23 protein-coding genes are annotated in these 26134 nt (G+C 59.0%); 17 read left to right on the forward strand and 6 right to left on the reverse strand.

Features of this window, described 5'->3' with window-relative positions; genetic code table 11:
- The first annotated feature begins 35 nt into the window (after positions 1-35).
- From DMP08_RS09525 to DMP08_RS09550, 6 genes are all read left to right on the forward strand, one after another.
- Positions 36-2234, forward strand: coding sequence for a molybdopterin-containing oxidoreductase family protein (locus DMP08_RS09525; protein WP_123192663.1), 2199 nt, complete (start codon positions 36-38; stop codon positions 2232-2234).
- Positions 2234-2776, forward strand: coding sequence for a 4Fe-4S dicluster domain-containing protein (locus tag DMP08_RS09530; protein ID WP_123192664.1), 543 nt, complete (start codon positions 2234-2236; stop codon positions 2774-2776). Before DMP08_RS09525 ends, DMP08_RS09530 begins: the two co-directional genes overlap by 1 nt.
- 6 nt (positions 2777-2782) lie before the next feature.
- Positions 2783-3676, forward strand: coding sequence for an NrfD/PsrC family molybdoenzyme membrane anchor subunit (gene nrfD / locus DMP08_RS09535; RefSeq protein ID WP_123192665.1), 894 nt, complete (start codon positions 2783-2785; stop codon positions 3674-3676).
- A 445-nt stretch (positions 3677-4121) separates the two neighbouring features.
- Positions 4122-5078, forward strand: coding sequence for a hypothetical protein (locus DMP08_RS09540; protein ID WP_123192666.1), 957 nt, complete (start codon positions 4122-4124; stop codon positions 5076-5078).
- Positions 5079-5294: 216 nt separating this feature from the next.
- Positions 5295-6410, forward strand: a complete 1116-nt coding sequence (locus DMP08_RS09545) for a hypothetical protein (RefSeq protein WP_148042352.1) — start codon at positions 5295-5297, stop codon at positions 6408-6410.
- Positions 6411-6615: 205 nt separating this feature from the next.
- A complete protein-coding gene (locus DMP08_RS09550; RefSeq protein WP_123192668.1) occupies positions 6616-7131 on the forward strand; it encodes a ferritin in 516 nt (171 codons plus the stop codon).
- Between the two features lie 182 nt (positions 7132-7313).
- Here DMP08_RS09550 and DMP08_RS09555 read toward each other — a convergent pair whose 3' ends face one another.
- Complete coding sequence (locus DMP08_RS09555; protein ID WP_123192669.1) at positions 7314-8201, reverse strand: LysR family transcriptional regulator; 888 nt, start codon at positions 8199-8201, stop codon at positions 7314-7316.
- 251 nt (positions 8202-8452) lie between these two features.
- Between DMP08_RS09555 and DMP08_RS09560 the strand changes: the two genes are divergently transcribed.
- Positions 8453-10201 carry an FAD-dependent oxidoreductase gene (locus DMP08_RS09560; protein ID WP_123192670.1) on the forward strand — a complete coding sequence of 583 codons (1749 nt, stop codon included), beginning with the start codon at positions 8453-8455 and terminating at the stop codon, positions 10199-10201.
- A gap of 645 nt (positions 10202-10846) precedes the next feature.
- Entirely contained in the window at positions 10847-11641 is a 795-nt protein-coding gene (locus DMP08_RS09565) for a ZIP family metal transporter (RefSeq protein WP_123192686.1), read from the forward strand.
- 88 nt (positions 11642-11729) lie between these two features.
- Here the strand turns inward: DMP08_RS09565 and DMP08_RS09570 are convergent, their stop codons facing one another.
- The gene (locus DMP08_RS09570; protein ID WP_123192671.1) at positions 11730-12275 is read right to left on the reverse strand and encodes a hypothetical protein; all 546 of its coding nucleotides are present in this window, start codon (positions 12273-12275) and stop codon (positions 11730-11732) included.
- A gap of 127 nt (positions 12276-12402) precedes the next feature.
- On the opposite strand from DMP08_RS09570, the gene DMP08_RS09575 reads away from it, so the two are divergent.
- Complete coding sequence (locus DMP08_RS09575) at positions 12403-13590, forward strand: iron-containing alcohol dehydrogenase (RefSeq protein ID WP_123192687.1); 1188 nt, start codon at positions 12403-12405, stop codon at positions 13588-13590.
- Between the two features lie 34 nt (positions 13591-13624).
- Here DMP08_RS09575 and DMP08_RS09580 read toward each other — a convergent pair whose 3' ends face one another.
- From DMP08_RS09580 to DMP08_RS09595, 4 genes are all read right to left on the reverse strand, one after another.
- Positions 13625-14314 carry an LrgB family protein gene (locus DMP08_RS09580; protein ID WP_123192672.1) on the reverse strand — a complete coding sequence of 230 codons (690 nt, stop codon included), beginning with the start codon at positions 14312-14314 and terminating at the stop codon, positions 13625-13627.
- A 3-nt stretch (positions 14315-14317) separates the two neighbouring features.
- On the reverse strand, positions 14318-14788 hold the full coding sequence (locus DMP08_RS09585; RefSeq protein ID WP_123192673.1) for a CidA/LrgA family protein: 471 nt from the start codon (positions 14786-14788) through the stop codon (positions 14318-14320).
- Between the two features lie 227 nt (positions 14789-15015).
- A complete protein-coding gene (locus DMP08_RS09590; protein WP_123192674.1) occupies positions 15016-15387 on the reverse strand; it encodes a phage holin family protein in 372 nt (123 codons plus the stop codon).
- A gap of 180 nt (positions 15388-15567) precedes the next feature.
- Complete coding sequence (locus DMP08_RS09595; RefSeq protein WP_123192675.1) at positions 15568-16344, reverse strand: dimethylarginine dimethylaminohydrolase family protein; 777 nt, start codon at positions 16342-16344, stop codon at positions 15568-15570.
- Positions 16345-16687: 343 nt separating this feature from the next.
- Here DMP08_RS09595 and DMP08_RS09600 point away from each other — a divergent pair, with 343 nt between their 5' ends.
- From DMP08_RS09600 to DMP08_RS09635, 8 genes are all read left to right on the forward strand, one after another.
- On the forward strand, positions 16688-17341 hold the full coding sequence (locus tag DMP08_RS09600) for a GntR family transcriptional regulator (protein WP_123192676.1): 654 nt from the start codon (positions 16688-16690) through the stop codon (positions 17339-17341).
- A gap of 31 nt (positions 17342-17372) precedes the next feature.
- A complete protein-coding gene (gene rlmD / locus DMP08_RS09605) occupies positions 17373-18647 on the forward strand; it encodes a 23S rRNA (uracil(1939)-C(5))-methyltransferase RlmD (RefSeq protein WP_244596914.1) in 1275 nt (424 codons plus the stop codon).
- Between the two features lie 124 nt (positions 18648-18771).
- Positions 18772-19890 (forward strand): tRNA lysidine(34) synthetase TilS, encoded by a 1119-nt coding sequence (gene tilS / locus DMP08_RS09610; protein ID WP_244596915.1) that lies wholly within the window; start codon positions 18772-18774, stop codon positions 19888-19890.
- Positions 19891-19976: 86 nt separating this feature from the next.
- Complete coding sequence (locus DMP08_RS09615) at positions 19977-20681, forward strand: Maf family protein (RefSeq protein ID WP_123192679.1); 705 nt, start codon at positions 19977-19979, stop codon at positions 20679-20681.
- A gap of 221 nt (positions 20682-20902) precedes the next feature.
- Positions 20903-21445 (forward strand): hypoxanthine phosphoribosyltransferase, encoded by a 543-nt coding sequence (hpt, locus tag DMP08_RS09620; RefSeq protein WP_114567332.1) that lies wholly within the window; start codon positions 20903-20905, stop codon positions 21443-21445.
- Positions 21446-21462: 17 nt separating this feature from the next.
- A complete protein-coding gene (ftsH, locus tag DMP08_RS09625) occupies positions 21463-23721 on the forward strand; it encodes an ATP-dependent zinc metalloprotease FtsH (RefSeq protein WP_123192680.1) in 2259 nt (752 codons plus the stop codon).
- Positions 23718-25025 (forward strand): dihydropteroate synthase, encoded by a 1308-nt coding sequence (folP, locus tag DMP08_RS09630; RefSeq protein ID WP_123192681.1) that lies wholly within the window; start codon positions 23718-23720, stop codon positions 25023-25025. The genes ftsH and folP overlap by 4 nt, the downstream gene beginning before the upstream one ends.
- Complete coding sequence (locus DMP08_RS09635; RefSeq protein ID WP_123192682.1) at positions 25022-25846, forward strand: biotin--[acetyl-CoA-carboxylase] ligase; 825 nt, start codon at positions 25022-25024, stop codon at positions 25844-25846. Before folP ends, DMP08_RS09635 begins: the two co-directional genes overlap by 4 nt.
- Positions 25847-26134 lie beyond the last annotated feature (288 nt).

Raw genomic sequence — 26134 nt, forward strand, 5'->3', positions numbered from 1 at the left:
GAATGCACGTGCATGCATATAGAGAGGAAACAACTATGTCAGAACACGCTATAACCAGGCGAGGCTTTCTGGCTGGGAGTGCTGGAGTGGCTGCGGTTGCAGCGACGTCCGGGTTCGTGAGCTTTGGCGCGTGGGAGAAAGCGCATGCCGATCAAGCCGCGAACGGGGAGACGAAGACGGTTCATTCGCTGTGCAACGCCTGTTCGAGCAAGTGCGGTTTTACCGCCTACGTTGTGGACGGGCGCCTGACGAAGCTGATCGGCGACGCCGACCATCCCTACGCCAAAGGTAAGCTGTGCGCACGAGGCTACGGCTATTCTCAGATCGCCTATTCGAAGGATCGTTTGACCGATCCGCTCAAGAAGAACGAAAAGGGCACGTTCGAAGCTATTTCATGGGATCAAGCGTATGGGGAAATCGCCGAAAAGGTGAAGGACATTATCGCTTCCGACGGGCCCCAGGCTTTGGCCATAGTCCAGGATCCGCGCCCGTCGGGCAAGTATTACACGAAGCGCTTCATGAACGCGCTGGGCTCGGCCAACGTGTATACGCACGGCGCGGCTTGCAACCTGTCGAAAGAGGCGGGCTTTACGCAGGTCATCGGGACGGGCAATTACTCCAGCGACATGGCGAACTCCAAGATGACCATGTTCATCGGCCGCAGCTACGCCGACGCCATCCGTCCCAGCTCCGTTGCCTCGTTGCAGAAGGCGCACGACAAGGGCGCGCATATCGTGCTGGTTGATCCGCGCTGCAACAACTCCATCAAGTTCGCTGACGAATGGGTGCCCATCAACCCCGGTACGGACTTGGCCCTTGTGCTGGCCATGGCGAACGTGCTGGTGACGCGCAACCTGTACGACAAAGAGTACGTGGCGGCTCATACGGTGGGTTTCGAGCAGTGGGCGAAGGAGCTTGAGGCGTACACTCCTTCATGGGCCGAAAAGGTCACGGGAATCCGCGCCGAGACGATCGATCGCTTGGCTGTGGAATTCGCCCAGGCTGCTCCTGCGGCATCCATCGAACCCAGCTGGCGCGGTGCGTTCGGCTGCTCGTATGCGAACTCCGGCGAGACGGCGCGCGCCATCGCGCTGTTCAACACGCTGCTGGGTTGCTGGAACCAGAAGGGCGGCGCGCTGTTCACCTCGAGCGTTTCTGCCGGCGATGTGGACAAAGCGCAATTCCCCAGCGTTCCCAAGCCTGAAGGGAAGATCGCCGGTTCCGAAGAGTATCCGTTGGCGCTGACGGGCATGGGAACGAACCTGTTCGCGGCCCAGCAGGCCAAGGAAGGCGCCCTGAAGGGCATGTTCTTCTACAACTCGAACATGGCTGCCGGGTATTCCAACACCGCGTACCTCAACGAGGCGCTGTCCCATTTGGACCTGATGGTGGTCGTGGACGTGCAGATGTCCGAAACCGCCATGCTTGCCGATTACGTGCTGCCGGACACCAGCTACCTGGAGCGTTTGGAATTGCCCGAGTTCATCGGCGGCAAGGTGCCGGCGGTGTCCTTGCGCGATCAGGTGCTCGACAAGATCCACCCCAACACCAAGCCGGTCGATCAGATATTCAGCGAGCTGGCCGAAGCGTGCGGCGTGGGCGAGTACTTCCAGTTCAGCGTGGACGAATTGGCTGATGCGCAGCTGAAGACCGTGGGTCTTTCGCTCGACGCTCTCAAGAAGACGGGCACGGCGTACTTCCCCGAAAAGGAGTTCTTGTACGGCAATGCCCCCAAGTGGAAGACCCCCTCGGGCAAGGTTCAGTTCGCCAGCGAGGCGTGCGAGAAGGCGGGATTGTCTGCGGTTCCGGTATGGGTGGATCCGGCGATCATGCCGGTTGGAAACGAGTTGCGCCTGATCGGCGGCAAGCAGGCTATCCACAGCCATACGCAGACGGCCAACATCGAAGACCTCATGCAGATCACGAAGGACTACGATCTGACGCGCGTTTGGATCAACGCCGACGTGGCCGATCGCCTGGGCATCGCCGATGGCGACGAGGTGGAGGTGTCGAACGACCAGCATACGGGCCGCGTTCGCGCGAAGGTGACGCAGCGCATCAATCCTACGGCGCTGTACATGCCCAGCCACTATGGTTGCTCGGCGCCTGATCAGCATACGGCGTACAACGTGGGCTTGCGCCAAATGGATTTCGTGCCCTTCCACATGGAGCCCGGATATGGGTCGGCGATGACGCAGGAAGCGGTCGTCACGGTTAAGAAGGTGGGTGCGTAATGGCTCGCTACGGAATGCTCATCAACACGAAGAAGTGCATTGGCTGCTACGCCTGCCGCGTGGCCTGCCAGCGCCAGAACGATCTGTTGCCTACGCAGCACTTCATTCGCTACGAGGAACAGGAGACGGGAACGTATCCCAACGTGGGAGTGGAGACGGTGCCGTTGCAGTGCATGCACTGCGAGGACGCTCCCTGCGTGGCGGTGTGTCCGACGGGCGCTGCGTTCATCGGCGCCGACGGCGTGGTAGGCGTTGACCACGGCCGCTGCATCGGGTGCAAGTACTGCATGGCGGCGTGCCCTTACCAGGTGCGTTCGTTCAACGAGGAAACGGGGACCGTTGACAAGTGCCGCTTCTGCACGGTGTCGGCCGAGGTGACGGGCACGAAGATGTGCTCGTGCGTGGAGGCCTGCTTGACGGGCGCCCGCATATTCGGCGACTTGGACGATCCCGAGTCCGAGATATCCAAGGCCATTGTCGCGGAGGGCGCTCAGCCTATCTCCGGCGACTTGACCAAAGTCAAAGTATTCTACGTGAGGTGATGAACGATGACGTTTGAACCGATTTGGGGCTCCATCATCGCATGGTACCTGTTCCTCGCCGGTCTCGGCGGCGGCGCGTTCGTCACCTCCGCCTTCTTGGGCTGGCGTCATCCCGAGGCGGTGAACATGCGCAAGATCGGCCACATTGTGGCGCCGGTTGCCGTGATCATCGGTTTGGTTTTGCTGATGTTCGACGCGGAGGGCGGCCTGCATAACCCGCTGCGCTTCGCCTTGCTGCTCACGAACTTCGGTTCCGTGATGACCTGGGGCGTGGTGTTTTTGGCCGGGTTCACGGTGCTTGCCTTGGTGGCGCTTCTGCTGGACATCCTGAAGAAGCATGTGCCGGTGTGGCTCGACATCGCGGGCACGGTGTTCGGCGTGGCCGTGGCCATGTACACGGGCGCTCTGCTGGGCGTGTGCAAGACGTTCCCCTTGTGGAACAACGCGCTGCTGCCCATCTTGTTCTTGGTGTCGGCTTTGTCGGCTGGCGCGGCGTCTGTGCTGCTCATCAGCATCGTGAAGCATGCCGACGAGTTCAACCGCGTGGGCGTGCTCAAGAAGTTCCACTTCTGCCTGCCCATCATCGAGCTGGTTTTGGTGGCAGCGCTGTTGTTCATCACGTCGAGCAACTCGGTTGCGGGCTGGAACTCGGTGGTCAGCTTGGTGTCCGGCGGATACGCGGCGCTGTTCTGGTTCGGCTTGGTGCTGATCGGCCTGGTGATCCCCACCGCTTTGGAAACCTGGCTGCTGTTCTTCAGTCCGAAGGAGTTCGAGGAAAGCCGCAAAGCGCATTGGATCAGCTTCGGCTCCGATGCGGGCGTGCTCGTAGGCGGCTTCCTGCTGCGCTACCTGATCGTGGTGGCGGCGCTGCCGGTTACGATGGTCGTGCCTATGCTGTAAGCAGGATCCGACAACCTTGCTTGTTGACGCGCCGCCCCCTTTCGGGGCGGCGCTCTGCGTGGTGCTGTCGGCAGGGAGGCATGCTGATGGGGGGCATTCGGCTTCGTCCTGGCCTTTCGGGTTTTGAAGCGCTTGGCGTTGTCGGCGCAACGTGCGTGCCGGGGAGCAATCGAGCGAAAAATTATCCCAGCTGTTCGATTTCTGCTAAAAAATTGCGTTTGCGAACGATTTGGAGAGGCTTTTAGAATAGAACTAAAACAGTCATTGAATAAAAGAGCAGGTCAAAGAAACGTACATGAAGTTATTCTTGAAAAAGATCATTCGCAAACGTAATTTTTCAGCAGAAACAGGCATTGGATTCAAATTTGTAACATGGCGCTAGGCTTCGTTCCAGAGTATGATGGAAAATATATAACTTTATAACATATAGTTATAGGAGGCGATCATGGATCCTGTGCTAGGGCATGAATCTGCTCTGGAGTATTGGCGTTCCGTACGCGTGGGATCGCGTCATTTTCGCACGGTCGCTCACGCTCGAAAACTCCTTGCCGCTCCTCCGAACGTCAAGGACCTTGCAGGTCCTGGTCCTTGGTGGCTTGCTCGTCCGCTTCATGTGCTGGTGGGCAATGCCGGGGCTCGCCGAACGTCCGAACAGGTGAAAAGCCATATTTGGGCATTGCCGGTGCCAAAGGGGGCGGTGCTTGATACGCAGAACGGATTTTGCGTGACGTCGCCTGAATTCACGTTTTTGCTGATGAGCGAGAGGATGGGGCTGATCGATCTTGTGAAGGTTGGCTTCGAGCTTTGTGGTTCGTACGATCTTTCGGCAGGGACGGTTCGCCCTTGCCAGCCCTTGACCACGGTGGCGAAACTGAGAACGTTCGTCGTGGAGGCAAGTCATGCCCGCGGTCGGAAGAAAGCGCTTCGTGCCTTGAGGTTCGTCATCGATGGGTCGGCTTCTCCGCGCGAAACCGTCCTTGCCATGTTGCTGTGCCTTCCCTACAAGCTGGGCGGCTACGGGATCGAGCTGCCGGTTTTGAACTGCCGTATCGATGTGCCTGCCCGTGCCAGAAGCGTGTCCTCAAAGCAGTTTTATCGTTGTGATTTGTATTGGCCTCGAGCGAACCTAGCCCTTGAATACGACAGCGACCAGGAGCATCTTGGTTCTAAAAACGCTGCAAGCGATTCTGCTCGACGGATTGCGCTCGATGCGCTTGGGGTCGACGTGGTCACGGTGACCACGCTGCAAATTGCCAGTCGCGAAGAGATGGAGAGAATCGCGATCCATGTATCGCGATGTTTGGGCAAGCGGCTGCAATGTCCGGGGTCGGCGTTTGCGGTTGCCAATCTTCGGTTGCGCACGGAGCTTCTGGGCCGACTGCCGGAGAAGTCGGCATCGTGAGCCTTCGGTCGTCCCGTTCGGTTGCGCGCGGCGGTCGTCGCGCTATTGTCTATGGTCTGCTGAGTGGCGTCGGATCGTGTTGGACCGCTTTGGGCAATGTAAGATTATTTTCGCTTGATTACCCTTATAATAGGAAGCTTCGAAAGAGAGGGCGATATCAACAGCACGACAGCATATGAACGCGAGTGGTCCCCGGCAGGCATTGCCCTGTCATTCGTGCTTGCTGCTTTTGGGCTGTGCTTGCGCGCCGATAACCAGCTGCTTGCGGTGTACGGCCTTGAAGGGGTCGCTGGTCTGTTCGCATGCTCGTTTCTCATAGGCGTTGTTTTGCTGTGCATGGTCATCCTTGTTTCCTCCCATGACGAGGAGCGGCGGCGTTGGTCGATAGGCGTTGGGCTATGTGCCAGCATCGTAGGCGTGGTGTTCGCCTTGCTGATCAACATTGCTCCGATTGCCGTGTGCGCCGCAGGTTCCGGAGTGTTTCTGGGATTTGGGCTTACCTGCTTGCTGCGCCAATGGGGTCGCTACTATCGATTGTTCACCTATCGCGGGGCGCTGCTGAACACGTCGCTTTCGTTTTTGGCGGCATCATGCTGGTGGTTTGCGATGGAGTTTGCGGGTACGCCGTTTCTGTTCTGCCTGGGTCTTTTGGTTTTGGCGGTGTGCGGGGGGCTGCCCCTTCTTGCCCGGGAGATCGTGGTGGCCGACGAGGTCCGCGCGGGGCTTCGCGACGAATATGCTCCTCCGAAACCCATTTCCACCATGTCGCAAGCTATGCGCAATGGGTGGGCCGCCGTCTTGGGCCTTATGTTCAATTTCTTCATGGTCGGGGCAACGTTCTGGCCGTATGCCGGCGGGCTGGCGGTAACGAGTCTGTCTCCGAAGCCTTTGGCGTACGTGCTTGTGGTCGCGGTGATCTGGTGGGTTGTTTCCCGTGCCCGGGGGGTTGTCGGCGGGATCATGAAGTCGTTTTACCACATTGCGCTTCCTGTATCGGCGGTCGTGCTGTTGGCGCGCCCGCTTCTGGACTCGATCGACGTCCTGCAAGGCACTGTCGTGCCTTACGTGTTTTCGTATCTGGGAGTGACCGTATTCAATATCTTGGGTTTGGTGGTTTTATTCTGGACTGCGAAAAGCTCGGAAGTTGGTTTCTCGCGCGTGTTCGCTATGTTCTGTGCCAGTTGTGCGGCCAGCGTGGCGGCGGGCATGGTGGCGTTCCAGCTGTTGGGGGATGGCGCTGGGGTCGTTTCGCTTGCCATGCTGGGTATCTATCTGGTGCTTGTTTTGCTTGACCAGATCAGGGGTCACGTGTCTCGTTCGGTGGCGGGGTAAGGCCCAAGCTCGAATCAGCCGCTGCTCTACAGAAAGGTGGTCGGCTGTTCTTGACCAGCTGCCCTTATGCAAGGGCTCGGCCTTGCGCACTCTGTGGATTCGATCCGATAACGATGTTGCAAATGATTGATCAGAGGTATCATAAAAAGCAGATGAACAGGAGCGCTGCTTTGCAGTGCTCGCAGCTACAAAGGAGGAGAGTTCCATGGATGCACGGGTTTACGAACTTTTGAATGACCAGATCAACAAAGAACTGTATTCGGCGTATCTGTACCTGTCTTTTGCTGATTACTATGAGGAAGAAGGCCTGGAGGGCTTCGCCAATTGGTACGAGATTCAGGCCCAGGAAGAGCGCGACCATGCGATGATCTTCCGCAACTATCTGCATGAGAACGGCCAGAAGGTGAAGCTGTTGGCAATCGACCAGCCCGACAAGACGTTCTCTTCTTATCTGGAGCCGTTGGAGGCTGCTCTCGAGCATGAGAAGTACGTGACCAGCCTTATCAACGACATCTACAGCGCTGCTGCCGATGCGAAGGACTACCGCACGATGAAGTTCCTCGATTGGTTCATCGAGGAACAGCAGGAGGAAGAGGACAACGCGGACAAGATGATCACGCGCATGAAGCTGTTCGGCTCCGATGCCAAGGCTCTTTATGACCTGGATCAGGAGAACGCTGCTCGTGTGTACAGCACGCCGTCGCCGTTGGCTAACGCGTAAGTTTCCGGATCTCGATCTTGCTTGACGCGCCCCTGCTTCGGCAGGGGCGTTTTGCGTGTTGGGGTAGGGGCGCAGCGCCAGGGTCGGGCGAGGGCCTGCGTTGCCCCTCTCATCGCAAAGCTGAAGCGACCCTTTCGGCTTTCAGGGCCTCTTTGCCGTTGTTGGTTGATGCCGAGCGGAGGCTATACTTTTCCTAGATACTCCCAGAACAAACGAGCCGATGACGAAAGGGGCGCTCCCTTGCGTTTGATCGCGTACGTTCCGAACGTGTCGTTGTGGCCCAGATGGACGGGTTTTGGCTCTGCGGTTTTTCGGTCAGGCGCGTGAACCCTTTTAGGGAACCCGAAATAGAAAGCGTTCTGCTCTATTGCGGTTCGAACGAGGAGGTCTTTGTTCGATGAGGTCAGTATGATATTGGGGTGCACGTTTGCGGCTTCGCATGATTCAGCGAAGTATCGATGCAGGTGATCTCGTTTTCCGAACGTAACGAACTGCTGTTGATCCAAATCTTCAATCGAGAGTTCGTCGCGATTGCTCAGAGGGCTGCCTTTCGGAACGAATACATGGATCCCCGTATCGACTACGAGCATGATATCGAATTCGTGCAAGTATTTTGGCGCGGAGCCTACGAGACTTATATCGGATTCTCCGGTTCGCACCATGTCGATGGCTGTATCCGTATTCACTTCTTCTATTGACAGCAGCACTTCGGGACGCATTGTCCGAAACGAATCAAAGGCCCTGTTCGGCAACGATAATGCGGCACCGTGCACGGTTGCTACGGCAAGCGTTTGCTTGTAAGTCGAGGCTTCATGAGCGGCGGAGTGCCGTTGCTCGAAATCCTGATACGCCTGCACTATCGGAAGCGCTTCGTTGCGGATGCGCATTCCTGCTTCGGTAAGTTCGAGCCGATTGTCCTTCGTTGCCAGAAGCGTTGTCCTAAGCTCGTGTTCCAAGTTTCGAACGGCTTTGCTCAGCGCTTGCCGCGATATGAAAAGCTCGTCGGATGCTTTTGTGAAGTTGCCCTCTCGCGCGACGACAATGAAGTATTCAAGTTGCCGAATATCCACGGTTCCCTCCCCAGAATCCGTTTGCGTGCTCGTCTCAGAATACCTCGCTTGCGCTTCCCTTGATACCTCGAAGGGGCAAGTTCGGTATGCAGAAAGAGGTTGCAGGGGCGTAACTCGTTGCTGCTTTTCTCTTTATGGATGACGAACCTATGATGAAAGCGCTTGCAAGGGGCAGGCGGTTTTTTTGCTTTGGCGGAGATTGCGGAGACGCATACGCGGAAGTGAATGCTAATTCTTAGGAGGGTACGTTCATGGGTAAGAACCAGGGTTTTTCACGTCGTGATTTTCTTAAATTCGGTGCGGTGGGGGCTGCTGGCGCGGCTGCGGCGGGCATCGTGGGCTGTTCGCCTTCGGGTGGATCGTCCGGTGACGGCGTTGCGTCGTCTGCATCATCGAGCGGGGTTGTCAATTCCTCCGATGCCGTGATCAAATTGACGGATGCCATGCCGAAATGGTCGTTCATGGTTCCGCCTGCTCCTATTCCCGATGATCAAATAAGCGAAACCATCGAAAACGACATCATTGTCGTAGGTGGCGGTATGGCTGGTTTCACCACGGCTGTTTCAGCGGCTGAGCAAGGAGCGAAGGTCACATTATTCAGTGCGGCAAGTGCCCCTATTTCTCGAGGCGGCTCCAATTATGCCAAAAATTCCAAAGTGATGGAGCAGCTTGGGATCGAGCCGTTCGATCCCGTTCCTTTTTATTACAACGAAATGCGCGCTGCATCGTTCGCTGTCGACCAACGCAAGTGGATGCGTGGATACAATGAGTCCGAAGAAGCCATGAACTGGATGATCGATATAGCGCACGAAAGCGGCCTTGAAGTGATCATGGAGCGCGACAACACGTTCGACCATGGTCCCAATTATGCACACGCGTTCTCTACCGAGGGCAACAGCGCAATGGTTTCCACCGGTCAGCAGGGAGCGGTCGAAGCGCTTGAGGCCAAGGCAAAGGGGTATGGCGTAGAGATCATCTACGACACGAAGGCCGAGCAGCTTATCCGGGAAGACGAAGGGAAAGGCCGCGTGGTCGGCGTTGTGGCTTCCAAGATGGGCGATGGGAGCTACGTTAGGTTCGTTGCAAAGCAGGCGGTTGTGCTGGCTACCGGAGACTACTCCACTGACAAGGAAATGCTTGCCTGTTATTGTCCTGAAGCTTTGAAATACGTGGGTTTCGAACAGGTTGAAACCGATTACAACACCAGTTTCCGTATGGGTGGAATCTATGGAGGCGATGGTCAGAAGATGGGTCTTTGGGCCGGTGCTGCTTGGCAGCACGCATCGGCTGCGCCCATGTATCAAGGTGGTTGGGGAGGCAGCCATGAGCCTTGCGGTTTCCATATGGGCCTTAATGTGAACGCCCGAACGGAGCGCTACCAGCGTGAAGACATATCTGCTCCGTACAGCGCCCATCATCTGCTTTCTCAGCCTGGAAATGTAGCCTATGGGATTTGGACGTCGAACTATCCGCAGGCCATCATTGATAAAGGCCATGAATGGTACCTGTTCGGGTCCGACTACACTCTTCCTGCCAAAACAGCTGAAGAGATGATCGAGATTTGGGAGCAAGGCATAGAAAAGGGCAAGTACGTCAAGGCCGACACGCTCGAGGATTTGGCTGCGAAACTGAATCTGGACGCTTTGAAGCTCAAGGAAGTTGTTGCAAGGTACAACGAACTATGCGCCAAAGGCGTAGACGACGACTTCCATAAGAATCCTGATTTCTTGGTTGAAATAGAAGCTTCCGGGCCTTTTTACGCGGCGACCAACACGTGCACGTTCATGACGATCATGGGAGGCTTGCGCACCAGCGTTGATATGGAGGTTTGCGACGAGAACGACGAGCCTATTCCCGGGCTGTTCAATGTTGGGTGCATGGTAGGCGATATGTATGCAAACGAATACAACTTCGCTATTCCTGGGAATAGCTACGGCATCAATTGCTTGACGTTTGGTTATTTGCTGGGTCGCGATTTGGCTGCAGGCAAGTTCTCCTAGCGGCTGCTGCCCGACTGTGCGAAGCCCGCGAAATTCCAGCGACTTCGTCAGTGGCATGTATCGACTTTGGCGATCGACAGGGCGCGCCGATGCTCTCATTTTCCGGCGCGAAGCCTTCTCCTCCCTCCAAGGCTTCGCGCCAAAATGAATAAAAACTTCTCTATTTTGCATATAGCTAAGAAGAACTGTTCCCTAACGAGCAAGGGTCCGTTAGGTAACAATTTCGTTGTTCACCTGCACAAAAACCCTGGAAAGGGTTCGCTTTTAGGGTAAAAGAGAGTACAATCGCGGTGTCCGACAGTTGAATAGAAACGCAATACGAACGATAAGACTATCTTCGCCAAGTAAACAGTCTCGTGCGGTTATTATTGCGGACATCGCGAAAGCGATGGGCTAGTAGGAAAAGCAGCAAAAGCCAAGCGACACTGTCGGTATTCCTTTCGATGAGGCCGGGGGCGCAACCCCCGGCCTCATTACGTAGCTCCCTGTCCGCAACGCTCGGCAGCGAAGCGCTGGAGCCAACTTGCTGATCGTCCATTCTTCGGAAGCCCTGCAATCATGTGCCAAATAGGTAGAAGGGGTTTTCTGGGCATGCGGTAAAGTGTACGGTAATGGTTCTGCGAAATGATCGAAAGGAAGTACAAGTTGCAACAAGCTTTGCTTTGGGCTGCCGGCGGTACCGGATTCACGTTTCTTATGACCACGTTGGGCGCCGCTTCGGTTTTCCTGTTCCGAAAGCGCGACAGTCTGCTGTTCCAGCGCATCTTCTTGGGGTTCGCTGCGGGCGTTATGATCGCGGCTTCGGTGTGGTCGCTGCTTATTCCTGCCATCGAGCGCGCTGAGGAGGCGGGCCAGATCGGATGGATCCCCGCAGCTGGCGGGTTCGCTTTGGGTGTGGCGTTTCTTATGGCGCTACATCAACTGCTGCCTCACCTACATCCAGGAGATAGCAAGCCCGAAGGCTTGCCCAGCAAATGGAATCGACCCACGCTGCTGTTCACGGCAGTAACCTTGCATAACATTCCCGAAGGCATGAGCGTGGGCTTGCTGTTTGCCATGGCGGCGCAGAACGGCGGCGATCCTGCAATGTTCGGCATGGCTGTGGCATTGGCTATTGGAATCGGCATCCAAAACGTGCCCGAGGGCGCGGCTGTGGCGTTGCCTATGCTGCAAGAAGGCATGAGCGCGCCGAAGGCGTTTGCGCTTGGTACGTTGTCGGGCCTGGCCGAACCCGTATTCGGTATCCTCGTGGTGCTCTTCGCGGGGCTTATCTCGCCGTACATGCCGTGGATGCTGGCGTTCTCGGCTGGCGCTATGATGTACGTTGTGGTGGAGGAGCTCATCCCCGAGGCGCATCTGGGCGACCACTCCAATGCCGGCACTCTTGGCGTGATGGCCGGCTTCCTGGTGATGATGGTCTTGGACGTGGCACTGGGATAAGCCGCTGTGAACAGGTGGCCGCGAACAGGCATGAAAAAGCCCGCAAGCAAAGCGGGCTTTTTCATGCCTAAAACAGGGTTCGGTCGTGCTACTGCGCCGGAGGGGCGGGAGGCTGCTGCTGGTTTCCGGGCTGCTGTGCGTAACCGTACACGGGCTGCGCTTGGCCGTAGGGCACCATGGGCGCGCGCCTCAGCTTGTTGATGTACACGGCGGACACGATAAGCAGCACCATGGTGATGACGTTGCCGCACAAAAACGAGAATACGGCGCCTGCGATGGCCCAGCCGAAAGCTCCGCCCAGTTTGTCCACGTTGCTATAGTTGCGCATTCCCAGGATTGCCGCTACCAACGGAACGATGGAGCAGATTATCAACCAACCCATGAACATGCCGAGAACGCCCAGGCTCAGCATGGCTAGGCCCACAACCTCGTCGCCGCTCAGAGAGTCCGCGCTTATCCCCGAGCTGCTGTCGATCTCGATGGCGGCGGAACTCGTCACGCTCGGATCGCTGAGCGCAGCGCCGCTTATGCCAAGGAAAACCATGACCAGCAAGGAGCCGGCAACGGCAAGTATGGACAGAATCAAAACGGCAATGCTCAGCCCGCGAACTATTTTCGCATCAGAGTTAGGCATGGCAATTTCCTTTCGAACGGTGTACGGTACACGCGTATGTACTATGCTTGCTATTGTACGCCAGACGGCAAGCCTGCTGCGCTCGGGGCGCGGTAACGGTTCAGTCAAAAGAAAGTTGGTCATGGTCATGGAGAACTTTGAATTCGTGTCGCCGACTCATTTCGTATTCGGCAAAGACGCAGAACTGCAGGTGGGGACAAAGTTGGCCGAACGTGGCGCCCGAAAGGTACTGCTGCATTTCGGCGGCAAAAGCGCTTTGGCCAGCGGCTTGATCGATCGCGTCAAAGAATCTTTGGAAGCGCAAGGCATCGAGCACGTGACGTTGGGGGGCGTTCGTCCCAACCCCGAAATCACGTTGGTGCGCGAAGGTGTGGCGCTGTGCAAGCAGCACGAGGTGGATTGGGTGCTGGCTGTGGGCGGCGGTTCGGTTGTTGACTCGGCGAAGGCGATCGCGGTGGGCGCGCGCTACGAAGGCGACGTGTGGGACTTCTTCGAATCGAAGCGGCTGACGAACGACGTGCTGCCCATTGCCGTGGTGCTGACCATTCCGGCGGCTGGCAGCGAGGCGTCGAAGAACACGGTTGTCTCGAACGATGCGCTGCAAATGAAAACGGGGTATGCGAACAACGCGCAGCGCCCGAAGCTTGCGTTCATGAACCCCGAGCTTACGTTTACGTTGCCGCCGTTCCAAACGGCCGCCGGCTGCACCGATATGTTCTGTCACTTGCTCGAGCGTTTTTTCGACGACGTGGGCGCGGTCCCGGTTACGGACAATCTGTGCTTGTCGCTTATGAAGACGGTGCGCGCCGAGGCTCCGCGCGTTCTGGCCGATCCCGACAACTACGATGCGCGTGCAAACGTCATGTGGGCAGGCATGCTGTGCCATCAGGGTTTGGCGGGCGTTGGCCGGCATGAGGATTGGGCAACGCACGGCTTGGAGCACGAGCTTTCCGCGCTGTATCCGGAGATCACTCACGGCGCGGGCTTGGCCGTCATGTTCCCGGCTTGGATGGAATTCGTGTACGACGCGAACCCGGCTCGCTTCGCCTATTACGGGCGCGAGGTGTTCGGGCTGGCTCCCACGGGAGATGCGGCCTCCGACGCTCTGTCGGCTATCGACGAGACCCGTTCGTTCTTTGCGTCTTTGGGCATGCCGACAACCTTGGACGAACTGGGCGTTGAAGAAGCCGATATCGATAAGCTGATTCCCACGCTCAAGGAGAACAAGGGCGAGCCGTTCGGGAGCTTCAAGAAGCTGAGCATGGACGACGCGAAGGCCATCTATCGCATCGCTTTTGCATCGGGCGACGAATAGTATGTGATTATCGGGGGCCACTGCGGCCCCCGACTTACATGAAGCAGCTGGCTACGATCACGATGGCAGTTGTGAGCAAGCCCGCCACTGCGATGGCCACGCCGCTCATGGCGCCTTCAAGCTCTCCCATTTCGATAGCTTTGGTGGTGCCAACGGCGTGTGCGCAGGTTCCGATGGCCACGCCGCGCGCCACGCGGTTGCGCACGCGGAATACGCGCGTCATGAGCGGCGCGAATATGGCTCCCAGAACGCCGGTTACGATAACGGCCGCCACCGTGATAGAGGTGATGCCTCCGAGCTGCTGGGAAACGGCGATGGCGATGGGCGTGGTAACCGACTTGGGAACGAACGAAAGCGCCATGTCGTCGCCCAAACCGAGCAGTTTGCACAACCCGTATGCGCTGACCATGGAAACGATGGAGCCTACTAGGCAGCCGGCGAAAATAGGTGCGAAGTGCTTCTTCAGGATCTGACGCTGCTGGTATACCGAATATGCCAGCGCTACGGTTGCGGGCCCCAGCAAGAACGAGATCACCCGGACGCTTTCTTCGTAGGATTCCAGCGGAATGCGAAAGATGCTCAGCACGGCGATGACGAATACCACCGTGACCAGGAGGGGATTGAGAAGCGGGGAGTTAACGCGGTGGTACAGTAGGACCGAAAGCTTGAACGTCACCACGGAAAGCACGGTGCCCACAATAAGCGTTAGGATAAGCGGTGCCACGCTCTACCTCTTTTCCCATCGATCCATCAGGCGCGATACGAACACCACGGTTCCTGACGTAGCCAAAAACACCAGCACGGTCGTTGCTACGCAGACCAAGGCAAACTTCGCCACGTTTCCTTCCAGCAGAGAAACGCATCCCATGATGGCAACGCCGGCAGGAATGAAGAACAGCGACATGTTGTCGATGAGGCACGTGCACGCATCGCCGACGTGCCGTGTTTTCAAGAGTCCCGTTCCCAAAAGCGCCAGCAGCAGCACCATGCCCACGATGTTTCCAGGCAGGGTGATGGGAAGTACCGAGGCGAGCGCGCAGCCTGCAGCGTACACGCCCAGAAGCAAGACGAGCTGAACGAGAATTTTCGCGATGCGCTTTGCGGCGGCACCGGTTTTCGATCGCCATGATGCGGCGTTTTTTAGGGACGCAGACGCGCGTCCCGAGGCGTCGCGAGAGACGCCTTCGATGTGCTCCATGGTTCGGATCCTCACGTGATGTGCGGATCCGATGCCCGCGCGCGACGACGTGCGGCGCCCGCGGGCATCGGATCAATGCGAAGCGGCTAGTTCCTGTCCATCATAAAGCGAAATGCTCGGTTGTCCATGGAGGCTTTCTGGAGATAGAAAAACGATCCCTTTCGCGCAAGGCGATCGGGATCGTCGGGAAACGTCGAAAGATGTGGTGCTTGCGGGCGCTTGGCGCTCTAGTCGTCGGCTCCTACCACGGAATTCATGATTCCTGACACGATGCTGATCACGATGGACGCCACGAACGCGCTGCCGAAGGTGGCGATGGCGAATCCAACTTGGAAGATGCCGTTTGCAAGCCACGCGGCAACGTATAGCAAAAACGTGTTTACGATCAGGTAAAAGATGCCCAGCGTGATGACGGTGATGGGAAGGCTCAGCACCTGCATGAGCGGCTTGATGCTGATGTTGACAAGCGCCAACATCAAACCGAAGATGGCGATTCCCACCCAGGCCTCGTTGCCGCCGATGATCTCGATACCGGGAACCAGCCATACGGCCACGCCGACGGCGATGGCGGTGACCAGCCAGCGGATGATGAAGTTCATGGGAAGTCCTTTCGCGTACGGCGTCTCGCAGACTACTATACCGTGCGTCGCTGAATGCTTCTTAAAACAGTTATAGAGCCGTTACCGCTTACGCCGGCATCGTCCCTCGGTTTTGCCGGGCTTATCTGCACGCAGGCCCAGCATGAGTATGCCGGGCCTGCGTATCAAGCGAGCGTTGGGTTAGAAGCGCAGCGACAGGCAGCTCAGGCCACCGTCCAGCTTGCGGTACTCGGATGTGTCGACGGTCAGCGTCTGGTAGCCCGCGTCCTGTACGGCCGCCAAAACGGTCGGGTAGCCCTCGGGCACGATGACCGTGCCGTTCACCCAGATGCAGTTGGCGGCGTAGGCCTCGTCTTCGGGAATCTGGATCTTGTTGTACTGAGCGAAGTCGGGCTTCGTCACGAATTCGCCGGACACCAGCATGTTGCTGTCCTCAAGGTAGTTCACGCCCGTTTTCAGGTGCAGGACGAATTCCAACGGCACCTCGGAGCCTTCGAGGCCCCAGCCTTCCAGGATCTCGAAGAATTGGCGGATGCCCTCTTCATTGGTGCGAGCAGAGCGTCCCACATAGAAGTGGTCGCCCACCATCATGACGTCGCCGCCGTCCAGCGTGCCCGGGGCAACGATGCGCTTCACGTGCTCGTCATCGAAGAACTGGCGAATAGCAGGTTCGATCTCGTCCTTTTCGCCGTTGCGGCTGGCGGCGCCGGGGTTCGCGATGATGGCGCCCTTGCGCGTGATGACCGCCGGGTCCTCGACGAAGCAGGAGTCGGGGAATTGCTCGAGGGCGGGCAGGACGGTTACCTCGACGCCGCATTCCTTCAGGGCTGCAATGTAGTCGTCGTGCTGCTTGCAGGCCAGCTCGTAGTCGGGCTTGCCCAGTTCGGGTGCGGAGGTGATGCCCTCTACCATGGATTTTGCGGGACGGCGGACGATGACGTTCGTGAACTTGGTCATTGCGAATCCTTTCGCGCGGTTCGGTGCTGCCGGTATTCCTTATGGTGCAAACTGTAGCTTGGATATTGTATACAATCAAGGCGTATAAGGAAAAAGTTACCGCCCGGACACGACACCTTGGCAACGCATCCGGGTGGCTTGATGCTGCAAAGCCAGGTCAGTCTTGGAGAAGGCAAGCGAACATGCGTGAAGCGGGCATGCGTGAAAAAGGCCGACGGCCCGGCGTTTGCGTCTGGCTGTTTTCGGGAGTGTTGAGAGGTTCGTTTGCCCTGTTCTTCGCAGGGGGCAGAGTTGCGCGTATGATATATTGGTATACAGTGCAGCAGCGTGACAGGCGGATTACATGACAAACGAGTACCGGTCGCTGAAGGGCCATGTGTACGACTACATCGTTGATCTTATTGACGGCGGTGCGCTGGCCGACGACCACAAGATCAGCGAACAGCAGATATGCGAGGCGCTAGGCGTGAGTCGTACGCCGGTGCGCGAAGCGCTCATTCAGCTTGCCTCCGACGGCTACCTTGAAAACGTTCCGCGCAAGGGGTTTTACGTGAAAAGCGTGACCGAGGACAGTGCTCGGGAGATTGTCGAGGTCATCGGGCCTTTGGACGGGCGGGCGGCCCTGCTTGCGGTGGACCACGTGACCGAAGAAGACCTTGCCCAACTGCAGTTTCTGCACGGTTCGATGGAGCTGGCCATCGAGAAGCGCCTGTATAAAAAATACGACGATCTACAGCGTGACTTTCACGCCTGCTATATGGAGAAGTGCGGAAACGCTCGCTTGGTGGAGCTTATCCGGCAGCTGAACCGCTGCTTCATGAAGCACGAGTACGCCCGCGTTGCCGAATCCGATTTGGACGGCCTTTTGCGGCAGGCAAACGACGAGCATGCCGAAATCGTGCGCTTGTTCGAGAGCCGCGACGGTGCGGGCTTGCAACGCTATATCCGCGATGTTCATTGGAGTGACGACAATGCAAAATTCCTCGTTTGGCAGTAAGGGCGCATGCGCAAGCGCGTTGGAAGACGCCGTGCCGCATCCCGAATGCCCTGTTGAGCGTCAGTGCGGCGCGTGCCAGCATATTAGCGTGGCGTATGCCGATCAGCTTGCTGCCAAGGATGCGCAGGTTGCAAAGCTGTTCGCGGAGGTGGCTGATCCGTCTGCGCTCCTTCCTATTTTAGGAATGGAAGACCCCTATTACTACCGCAATAAGGTGGCGTCTCCATACGCGCCCGGTCGCAAGCTCCCCGCGTCGGGCGGCAAAGGAAAAGCCGATAGCTCGAAGGGGGGTCGGGGCAAGGGCGGCAAGAACGGTAAGGGTGCGGCTCCCCGGCGCGAGATCTTGTGCGGCATGTATGCCGCAGGTACGCATCGCATCGTCTCAACCGATGCTTGCCTGTTGGAAAACCAGCAGGCCAAACGTATCATCCGAGTCATTCGCGATCTCATGCCGCGCTATGGCATAACGCCTTACGACGAAGACAGGGGAACGGGATTTTTGCGCCATGCCATTGTGCGCGTGGGGCATACAAGCGAAGAGGTGCTGGTCACGCTGGTGACGAACGGGCGGGAGTTCCCGGCGTCGCGGAATTTCTGTCGCGACTTGGTCAAGCGCTGCCCCGGCGTTACGACGGTCGTGCAGAACGTCAACGAGCGTCAGACGAATGTCATCTTGGGGCAGCGCGAGCAAACGCTCTACGGCCCCGGCTTCATATTGGATAAGCTGTGTGGACTGAGCTTCCGCATATCGTCGCAGTCGTTTTACCAGGTGAATGCGGTGCAGACCGAAGTGCTGTACCGTCGAGCCATCGAATTGGCCGGCTTTTCCGGAAACGAGAGCGCTATCGATGCGTATTGCGGCACGGGCACCATTGGTTTGGTGGCGGCAAAGCACGGCGCCGCGCAGGTGACGGGCGTGGACAGCGTTGCGTCGGCCGTCCGGGACGCACGCGAGAACGCGCGCCACAACGGCGTGGAGAACGCTCGGTTCGTGGTGGGCGATGCTGGCGACTTCATGCGTGCGCAAGCTGCCGATGGCTGCAGCGTCGACGTGCTGCTGATGGACCCGCCGCGCGCGGGCGCGAGCGAGGAATTCCTGCACGCTGCCGTGGCGCTTGCCCCGAAGCGCATCGTCTACATTTCCTGCAACCCTACAACTCAAGTTCGTGACCTGGCGTTTCTGTGTGACCGAGGGTTTACGGTCAAGGTTGTTCAGCCGGTCGACATGTTCCCTCATACCGATCATATCGAGACGATTGCTCTTATCGTGGCTCCCGAAAACAGAAACCTCCCTTCCAGCTTCTGAGCCTTCGGGGAGGAGTATGATATCGCCAAGATGCTTGGCGTCCCATGAGACTTGAAGGCTCCGGTGGGGCTTCGCCGCTTTCGAGCGGGCTCGATCGGTGGGATATGCGAGAAGGGGAGCGAACGTGAGCGAATCGAATACCCTGCGTCAGCGCGTTGCTGCCGCTGTTTCCGAGCGTGACTTGGCGAAGCCGGACGTCCCGGTGCTTCTTATGGTGTCAGGGGGATCGGATTCGACGGCGCTGGCATATTTGGCTCGCGACCTGCACGACGAAGGGCTGGTGGGCCCGCTTGCCATGCTGCATGTGAACCACAAGCTAAGGGGCGAAGACGCCGACGCCGACGCCCGGTTCGTGGAAGAGCTTGCCGAGCTTCTGGCTGTGCCGCTGTTTTTGTGTGAGGTTGATGTAGCGCGCGAAGCCCGGCGCACGGGCGAGAACGTGGAGGCCGTTGCGCGACGCGAGCGCTATCTTGCCGCGAACGAAGCGCTCGAAAGCCTATGCCTGCATGCGTCCGCGCCGCTTGCGGACGGGCGCATTTTTACTGCGCATACGGCCGATGATCGCGTGGAGAGTTTCTATATGCGGTCCATCGTGGGTACGGGGCCGGGCGGTTTTCGCGCGATGAGGTATCGGAACGGGCCGGTGGTTCGTCCGTTGCTGGACGCGACGCGCGATGATCTTCGGGCGTATTTGGACGATCGTGCACAGGTCGGCTTGCCGGTGGCGCGCGACGGTTCGGGCGCGCTGTGGCGCGAGGATGCTACGAATGCCCACACCGACCGGTTTCGCGCGTACGTGCGTCACGAGATTGTGCCGCGCGCGAAAGAACGAAACTCCCAGCTCATGGAAGTGCTGTGCCGAACCATGAACCTGATTGCCGACGAAGACGACATGCTTGAGCGCCTCGTAGACGATCTGGTTGAGCAGCATGCATCCTGGATCGAGCATGTTCCCGGTCGGTCTCCTGACTTCGCTGCCGGTTGCGTTTTAGCCCCCGAGTTGGGCGAGCAGCCCGTTCCGTTGCTTCGTCGCGTGGCGGTGCGCATCCTGCATCACATGTTGGGACTCGAAGCGCGGGTGGAGACTGCTTCCGTGGACGCCGTGTTGGCTGCATGGGGCGAAGCGCGCCCGAGGGGCGGATACGTGGCCAACGTGCAGGGCGATTTGGCTGTCAGCGCCAACAAGCAAGGCGTGCGCATAGAGCCCATGGCCGCATTTCGTGCACGAAGGAAGCGGGTCTAGCGCTTCGCGCGCCTGCGTCCATTCGGGCTTGTTGGCGAAGTGCGCCGTTTTCTTGTGCTCTTCGCCAAGGTGGTACAATATCCGTCATGGAAAACGAACAGAACACTTCATCTCAAGAGTCCGCAAGCGCCGAGGATCAGTCGGTTGCGCCTTCTACCCAGCCTGCATCCGCCGTCGACGTCATTTTGGCCAGCGGGTCGCCGCGACGCCGCGAGCTGCTGGAACGGGAAGGCGTGGAATTCTCCGTCCGCGTGTCCGAAGTCGACGAAACGTTGGAACCCGATCTGCTTGCCGACCCGCCCGAGGCGGCTAAAAAGCTGGCAGAGCGCAAAGCCGGAGCCGTGGTTCAAGAGGTCCTGTCGGGTGATTACACGGGTATGGCCGCCATCTTGGGCGCCGACACCATGGTGGTGTGCGAGGGCGAGATTTTCGGGAAGCCCGCGAGCCTTTCCGACGCGAAGCGCATGTTGCGCCGGCTGGCCGGCACCACGCACGAAGTGATCACCGCCGTATCCGTGTGGCTGGTCGCCGCGCCCGAGCCCGACCAGGTATCGCTGGGCTTTCGCACGTTCGTGGACAGCGCTGCCGTGACGTTTCACGAGCTGAGCGACGACCAGATCGTCGAGTACCTGCGCAAAGGCGAATCGTTCGACAAGGCTGGCGCGTATGCCGTCCAAGGAGCCGGAGCCGATCTTGTGAAGCACGTGCAGGGTGACCTCGACACGGTTATCGGCTTGCCGGTAAAGCGCTTGCTCGAAGAGTTCCCGGACTTGAAGACTTCGCTCGCCTAGCGCTTCAACGACGGACGGTTGCTTATAAAGCCCCAGTTCCTGCGGCACAATGTAATTATCGTGGCATGTGGGGCGGCGTTACCGTATTGTCTCCTTTTGCTTGGAGGGCAATGGTACACTAACCGAACTCATGGTAAGCGTTGACGTCCTTGCTCACGTAATGCGCATTCGCGCATGGGTGGTCGAGGGTGCGAATGGAAAGCGACGAAGAGGCCGAAACCGTGCATCAAGACATTGCGGAGATCCTGTTCACCGAAGACGATCTAGCCCGGCGCGTGGGCGAAATCGGAGCGGCGATCACGAACGATTACGCGAAGGTCGCCGACGAGGGCATCGTGCTCGTGTCGGTTCTGCGCGGTGCTGCGATTTTCATGGCGGATCTGGCTCGCGCGATTGAACTGCCGCTCGAGATGGACTACATGGCCATTTCGTCGTACGGCAACGGCGCGAAAAGTTCCGGTGTGGTGCGCATCCTCAAGGACCTCTCCTCCGAAATCGAGGGGCGGCACGTTATCGTGGCCGAAGACATCCTCGATTCCGGCCTTACTTTGAAGTACCTGTTGAAGAACCTGTCGTCGCGCGGTCCTGCCTCCATCGAGGTTGCGACGTTGCTGCGCAAGCAGACGCCGGCGCAGGCGAAGATTGATTGCAAGTATATTGGCTTTGAATGTCCCGATGAGTTTATCGTAGGCTATGGGCTTGATTTTGCGGAGCGTTACCGCAACCTTCCCTACATCGGCGTTTTGAAGCCGGAGATCTACTAACCCGAAAGCAAGGCTTTATGGCACAGCAAAACAAACAATCACAGTTTCAGCAGCCGAATCCTCGGACGACCGTCATATCGGTCATCTTATTCATGATTATTGCCTTTTTCGTGGGGCAGCAGTTCATGAACATGTCCACGTCGGGGTCTATGCCTACCGATCGCCTGATCACCTCGGAGTTCGTTCAGGCCGTCGAGCAGGATCGCATGACGAAGGTGGTGTACAACGCTGGCGACTACACGGTGTCCGGCACGTACTACCCGGCTATCACGGCGGGATCGACTGCGGCCGACGCGTTCAACGGGGCCTTCCAGGCGCTGAACGCGAAGATGGCAACCATCAAGAATCCTGAAACGGGCAAGGCTTTGGGCGGCGTGGGAACGTCCGACTTGAGTTCCGTGACCTTGGGCAGCGAGCATAAGTTCACGTCCACGTACGCAGGCGGCTCCATCGGCGAGCTGATGGCCGCTCACCCGAATGTGCCGTACGAGGTGCAATTGCCCAGCCCATGGGCCGGCATTCTGTCCACGCTGCTTCCCATCATTCTGATCGGCGGCCTGCTGTTCTTCTTCTTCAATTCCATGCAGAAGGCGAACAACTCCCAGATGAGCTTCGGCAAGGCCAAAACCAAGAAGAGCATCGAAGAGCGCCCCGACGTCAAATTCTCCGACGTTGCCGGTGTGGACGAGGCTGTAGAGGAGATGCAGGAGATCAAGGACTTCTTGGCGAATCCCGCTAAGTACCAGTCCATGGGCGCGAAGATTCCGCGCGGCTGTCTGCTGGTGGGCCCTCCGGGTACCGGCAAGACGTTGTTGGCCCGTGCCGTCGCTGGCGAAGCGGGGGTTCCGTTCTTCAGCATTTCCGGCTCGGACTTCGTCGAGATGTTCGTGGGCGTGGGCGCGTCCCGTGTGCGCGACCTGTTCCAGCAGGCGAAGGAAGCTTCCCCCTCCATTATCTTCATCGACGAGATCGATGCCGTGGGCCGTCAGCGCGGCACCGGTTTGGGCGGCGGCCATGACGAGCGCGAGCAAACGCTCAACCAGTTGCTGGTGGAGATGGACGGCTTCGAGGCCAACGACTCCGTGGTGCTGATTGCGGCGACCAACCGTGCCGACGTGCTCGATCCCGCCCTGCTGCGCCCCGGCCGCTTCGATCGCCAGATCGTGGTGGACGCGCCCGACGTCAAGGGTCGCGAGCGCATCCTGCAGGTTCACTCCAAGGACAAGCCTTTGGGCAGCGACGTCGACCTGGCAAAGGTGGCGAAGCTCACCCCCGGCTTTACCGGTGCGGATCTTTCCAACCTTATGAACGAGTCTGCGCTGCTGACCGCCCGCCGTGGCAAGAAGATCATCACCCAGCAGGAAGTCAGCGAGTCGATGGAGCGCGTTATCGCAGGCCCCGAACGCAAGGGTCGCGTGCTGGACGAGCGCACGAAGCACACCATCGCGTACCACGAGAGCGGACACGCCCTGGTGGGACACCTGCTGCCGCATGCCGATCCCGTGCATAAGATATCGATCATTTCGCGCGGCCGCGCGCTGGGCTACACGTTGTCCATCCCCAAGGAGGACAAGGTGCTCAACTCGCTGGGCGAGATGCGCGACGAGCTGGCCGTGTTCATGGGCGGTCGCGTGGCGGAGGAGATCTTCTGCGACGACATTACCACGGGCGCTTCGAACGACCTTGAGCGTGCTACCAAGATGGCGCGTGCCATTGTGACGCAGTACGGTATGAGCACCGAGCTGGGCACGCAGGTGTTCGGCCAGCCCAATCACGAGGTGTTCCTGGGTCGCGACTACGGCAACACGCAGGATTACTCCGAGGAAACGGCGCGCCGCATCGACGACGAGGTTGCGCGCATCATGAAGGAAGCGCACGATCGGGCCTACGACATTCTGGTGAGCCATCGCGAGCAGATGGACCTGATGGCCAACGTGCTGCTGGAGCGCGAAACCGTGGAGGGCGAGGCGTGCTTGGCCTTGCTGGACAACACGTGGGACGAATACCTGAAGCACGAGGACGAGATCATCGCCAAGAAGGAGGCGGAGGAGCGCGCCGCGCGCGAGCGTGACGAGAAGCTTGCCGATCCCAATTGGAAGGAAGAGCCGATCGAGCCGGGCGATCAGGATCCGAACCCGCCGTTCCGCGCGCCCGCTGAGCCGGATGCGGCGGCGCCCGCCGCGCCTTCGAACGTCCCCGCTGCTCCTGCGCCGTCTGACGCTTCTGCGGGTCAGCCCCAGTCCAACGACGAGAAAGGCGACGGAACCGCACGATGATGTGGCGTTGCGCTGATTATTCTTTCGATACCAGGATGCCCATCGTGATGGGCATCCTCAATGTTACCCCCGATTCCTTTTCGGACGGCGGCATGCACGATGCGCCCGAGGAGGCGCTGGCTCATGCGCGACGCATGATGGACGAAGGGGCCTGCATTATCGACGTGGGCGGCGAGTCTACGCGACCGGGCGCGCAGCCCGTGTCCGAGGCCGAAGAGATTGCCCGCGTGCTGCCGGTGGTGCGCGCGCTTGCGTCAGAGGGCGTGTGCGTGAGCATCGACACGCGACATGCGGTCGTGGCGCGTGCGTGCCTGGAAGCGGGCGCGGCCATCGTTAACGACGTGTCGGGATTCATCGATCCGGCTATGGTGGAGGCCGTGCGCGAAAGCACGTGCGGGCTGGTGGTCATGCACATGCAGGGCGAACCTGCCACTATGCAGGATGACCCCACGTACCGCGATGTCGTGGTCGAGGTGCATGATTGGCTGCGCGATCAGGCGGCCATGCTGGAGGCCAAGGGCATCGCGCGCGACCGTATCTGCCTTGATCCTGGTCCCGGATTTGGGAAAACACCGCAGCAGACGCTGGAGCTGGTGCGCAATTTCCAGGAGCTGGCGCGTTTGGGCTACCCGGTGATGGTGGCGGTGTCGCGCAAGAGCTTCCTTGGGTATACGTACGGCATCGAAAACCCCGCCGATCGTGACGCCGTGTCCGCTGCCGAGGCGCTCATGGCTTGCGAGCTGGGGGCCAGCGTGGTTCGTGCGCACAATGTGAAGGCTACCGTGGAAGCGCTCAAGGACCTGCGTCCGTACGCGCTGATCGGGCTGGGCTGCAACGTGCCCTTGGTGGCAAGCCCGGGCGAGGAGCGCGAAGGCAAGATCGCCATGCTCAATCAGGCCATCACCGAGATGTGCTCGCTGCCCGACACGCAGATTATCGACATATCGAGCTTTTACGAGAGCGAGCCGGCCTACTACCTTGACCAGGACGTATTCGTGAACGCCGTGGTGCTGCTGCGAACCGGCATTGCCCCGAAGGAGCTGCTGGGCTACTTGCAGGCGATCGAGAACAGCCTGGGTCGCGTGCGCCAGATCGAGAACGGTCCGCGGACGTGCGACCTCGACATTCTGGACTATCAGCTGTACGTGGTTGATTCGGACGTGCTGACGTTGCCTCACCCCCGTTTGCTCGAGCGCGATTTCACCGTGAAGCCGCTCCTGGAGCTGCATCCCGGTCATGTGCTGGCTAACGACGTTGTGGTGACGGACGAAAGCGTAACGGTGGGGAAGGCCGCGCGGTTGTGAGCCAGCTGACGCTTCGTGTGCGCAATCTCGATCAGGTTGCTTCGACGAACGACGAGGTGAAACGGGCGCTTGAGGCGGGCGAGGACGAAGGCCTGGTGGTGCGCGCGCGCGTGCAGACGGGCGGCTACGGTCGGCAGGGCCGTGCGTGGGTTAGCCCTGAGGGCGGGTTGTACTGCTCGTGGCTGCTTCGTCCGGAGGTTCCCGTGCGTACGCTGCCAACGCTGAGCTTGGTCGTGTCGATGGCCGTTCGTCGGGCGCTGGTCGAGCTTTCGCCTGCTGCCGCCCAGGTTGTTGCGATCAAATGGCCAAACGACGTGGTGCTGACGTCAGTGGCTTCCCGTGAAAGCTCGGTACCCTCTGCGCCGCCGATTGCGATGGATCGTTCGATGTTCAAGAAGCTGTGCGGCATTTCGCTGGAAGCGCATGCGGGCGGAGTGTGCGTGGGGACGGGCGTGAACGTCATTCCGCCGGTCGAGCGTGCCCAGGTGGGAGGCAGGAACGTACCCGCGTACGTTGCCGACATGGTGCCAGCGCTGGCGCACAAGGATCCCGCCCGCGCGCTCGACAGCGTGTTCGATGCAATTGCAACCGAGTTTTCCCTGCTCTACCAACGGTGGACGCGCGATGGGTTCGAGCCGCTTGCCGACGAGTACAACGAGCACGCGCTTCTTTCGGGCAAGCAGGTGCGCCTGGTTGATCGAGTGGGGGCGCTTATCGCGGAAGGCGCGGTCGCGCGGGTTGATTCCTTCGGCCGGCTCGTGCTGTGCGACGACGTCGGCCTGGAAACCCCCGTCACTTCGGGCGAAGCCCATATCGCGTAGTGGCATCCGTGCAGGGGTGATTGCGGCGTTGAAGATGCATTGTCGCCCGAAACGTACGGTTTTGGCTCGAAAACCGTACGTTTCGGGCGACAATGCGGATAGCGCCGGGGTATTGCGGTCGTTGGGTCCTCGTTCGTTTCTGCATTCCGCCTTCCGCGTTCGAGGTTGAATTGCGAAGTCAGCCGAACACCCTTGTTTAAATAGGCGTTTGTGCAGTTAGCCGGACGTTTTGAAGTGTTTTGAGTCTGTTGCCTGATCTCACGATCAGGGGTTTTGCTTTGATCTCGG

This window comes from Paraeggerthella hongkongensis (genome assembly GCF_003726035.1).
Taxonomy (GTDB): domain Bacteria; phylum Actinomycetota; class Coriobacteriia; order Coriobacteriales; family Eggerthellaceae; genus Paraeggerthella; species Paraeggerthella hongkongensis.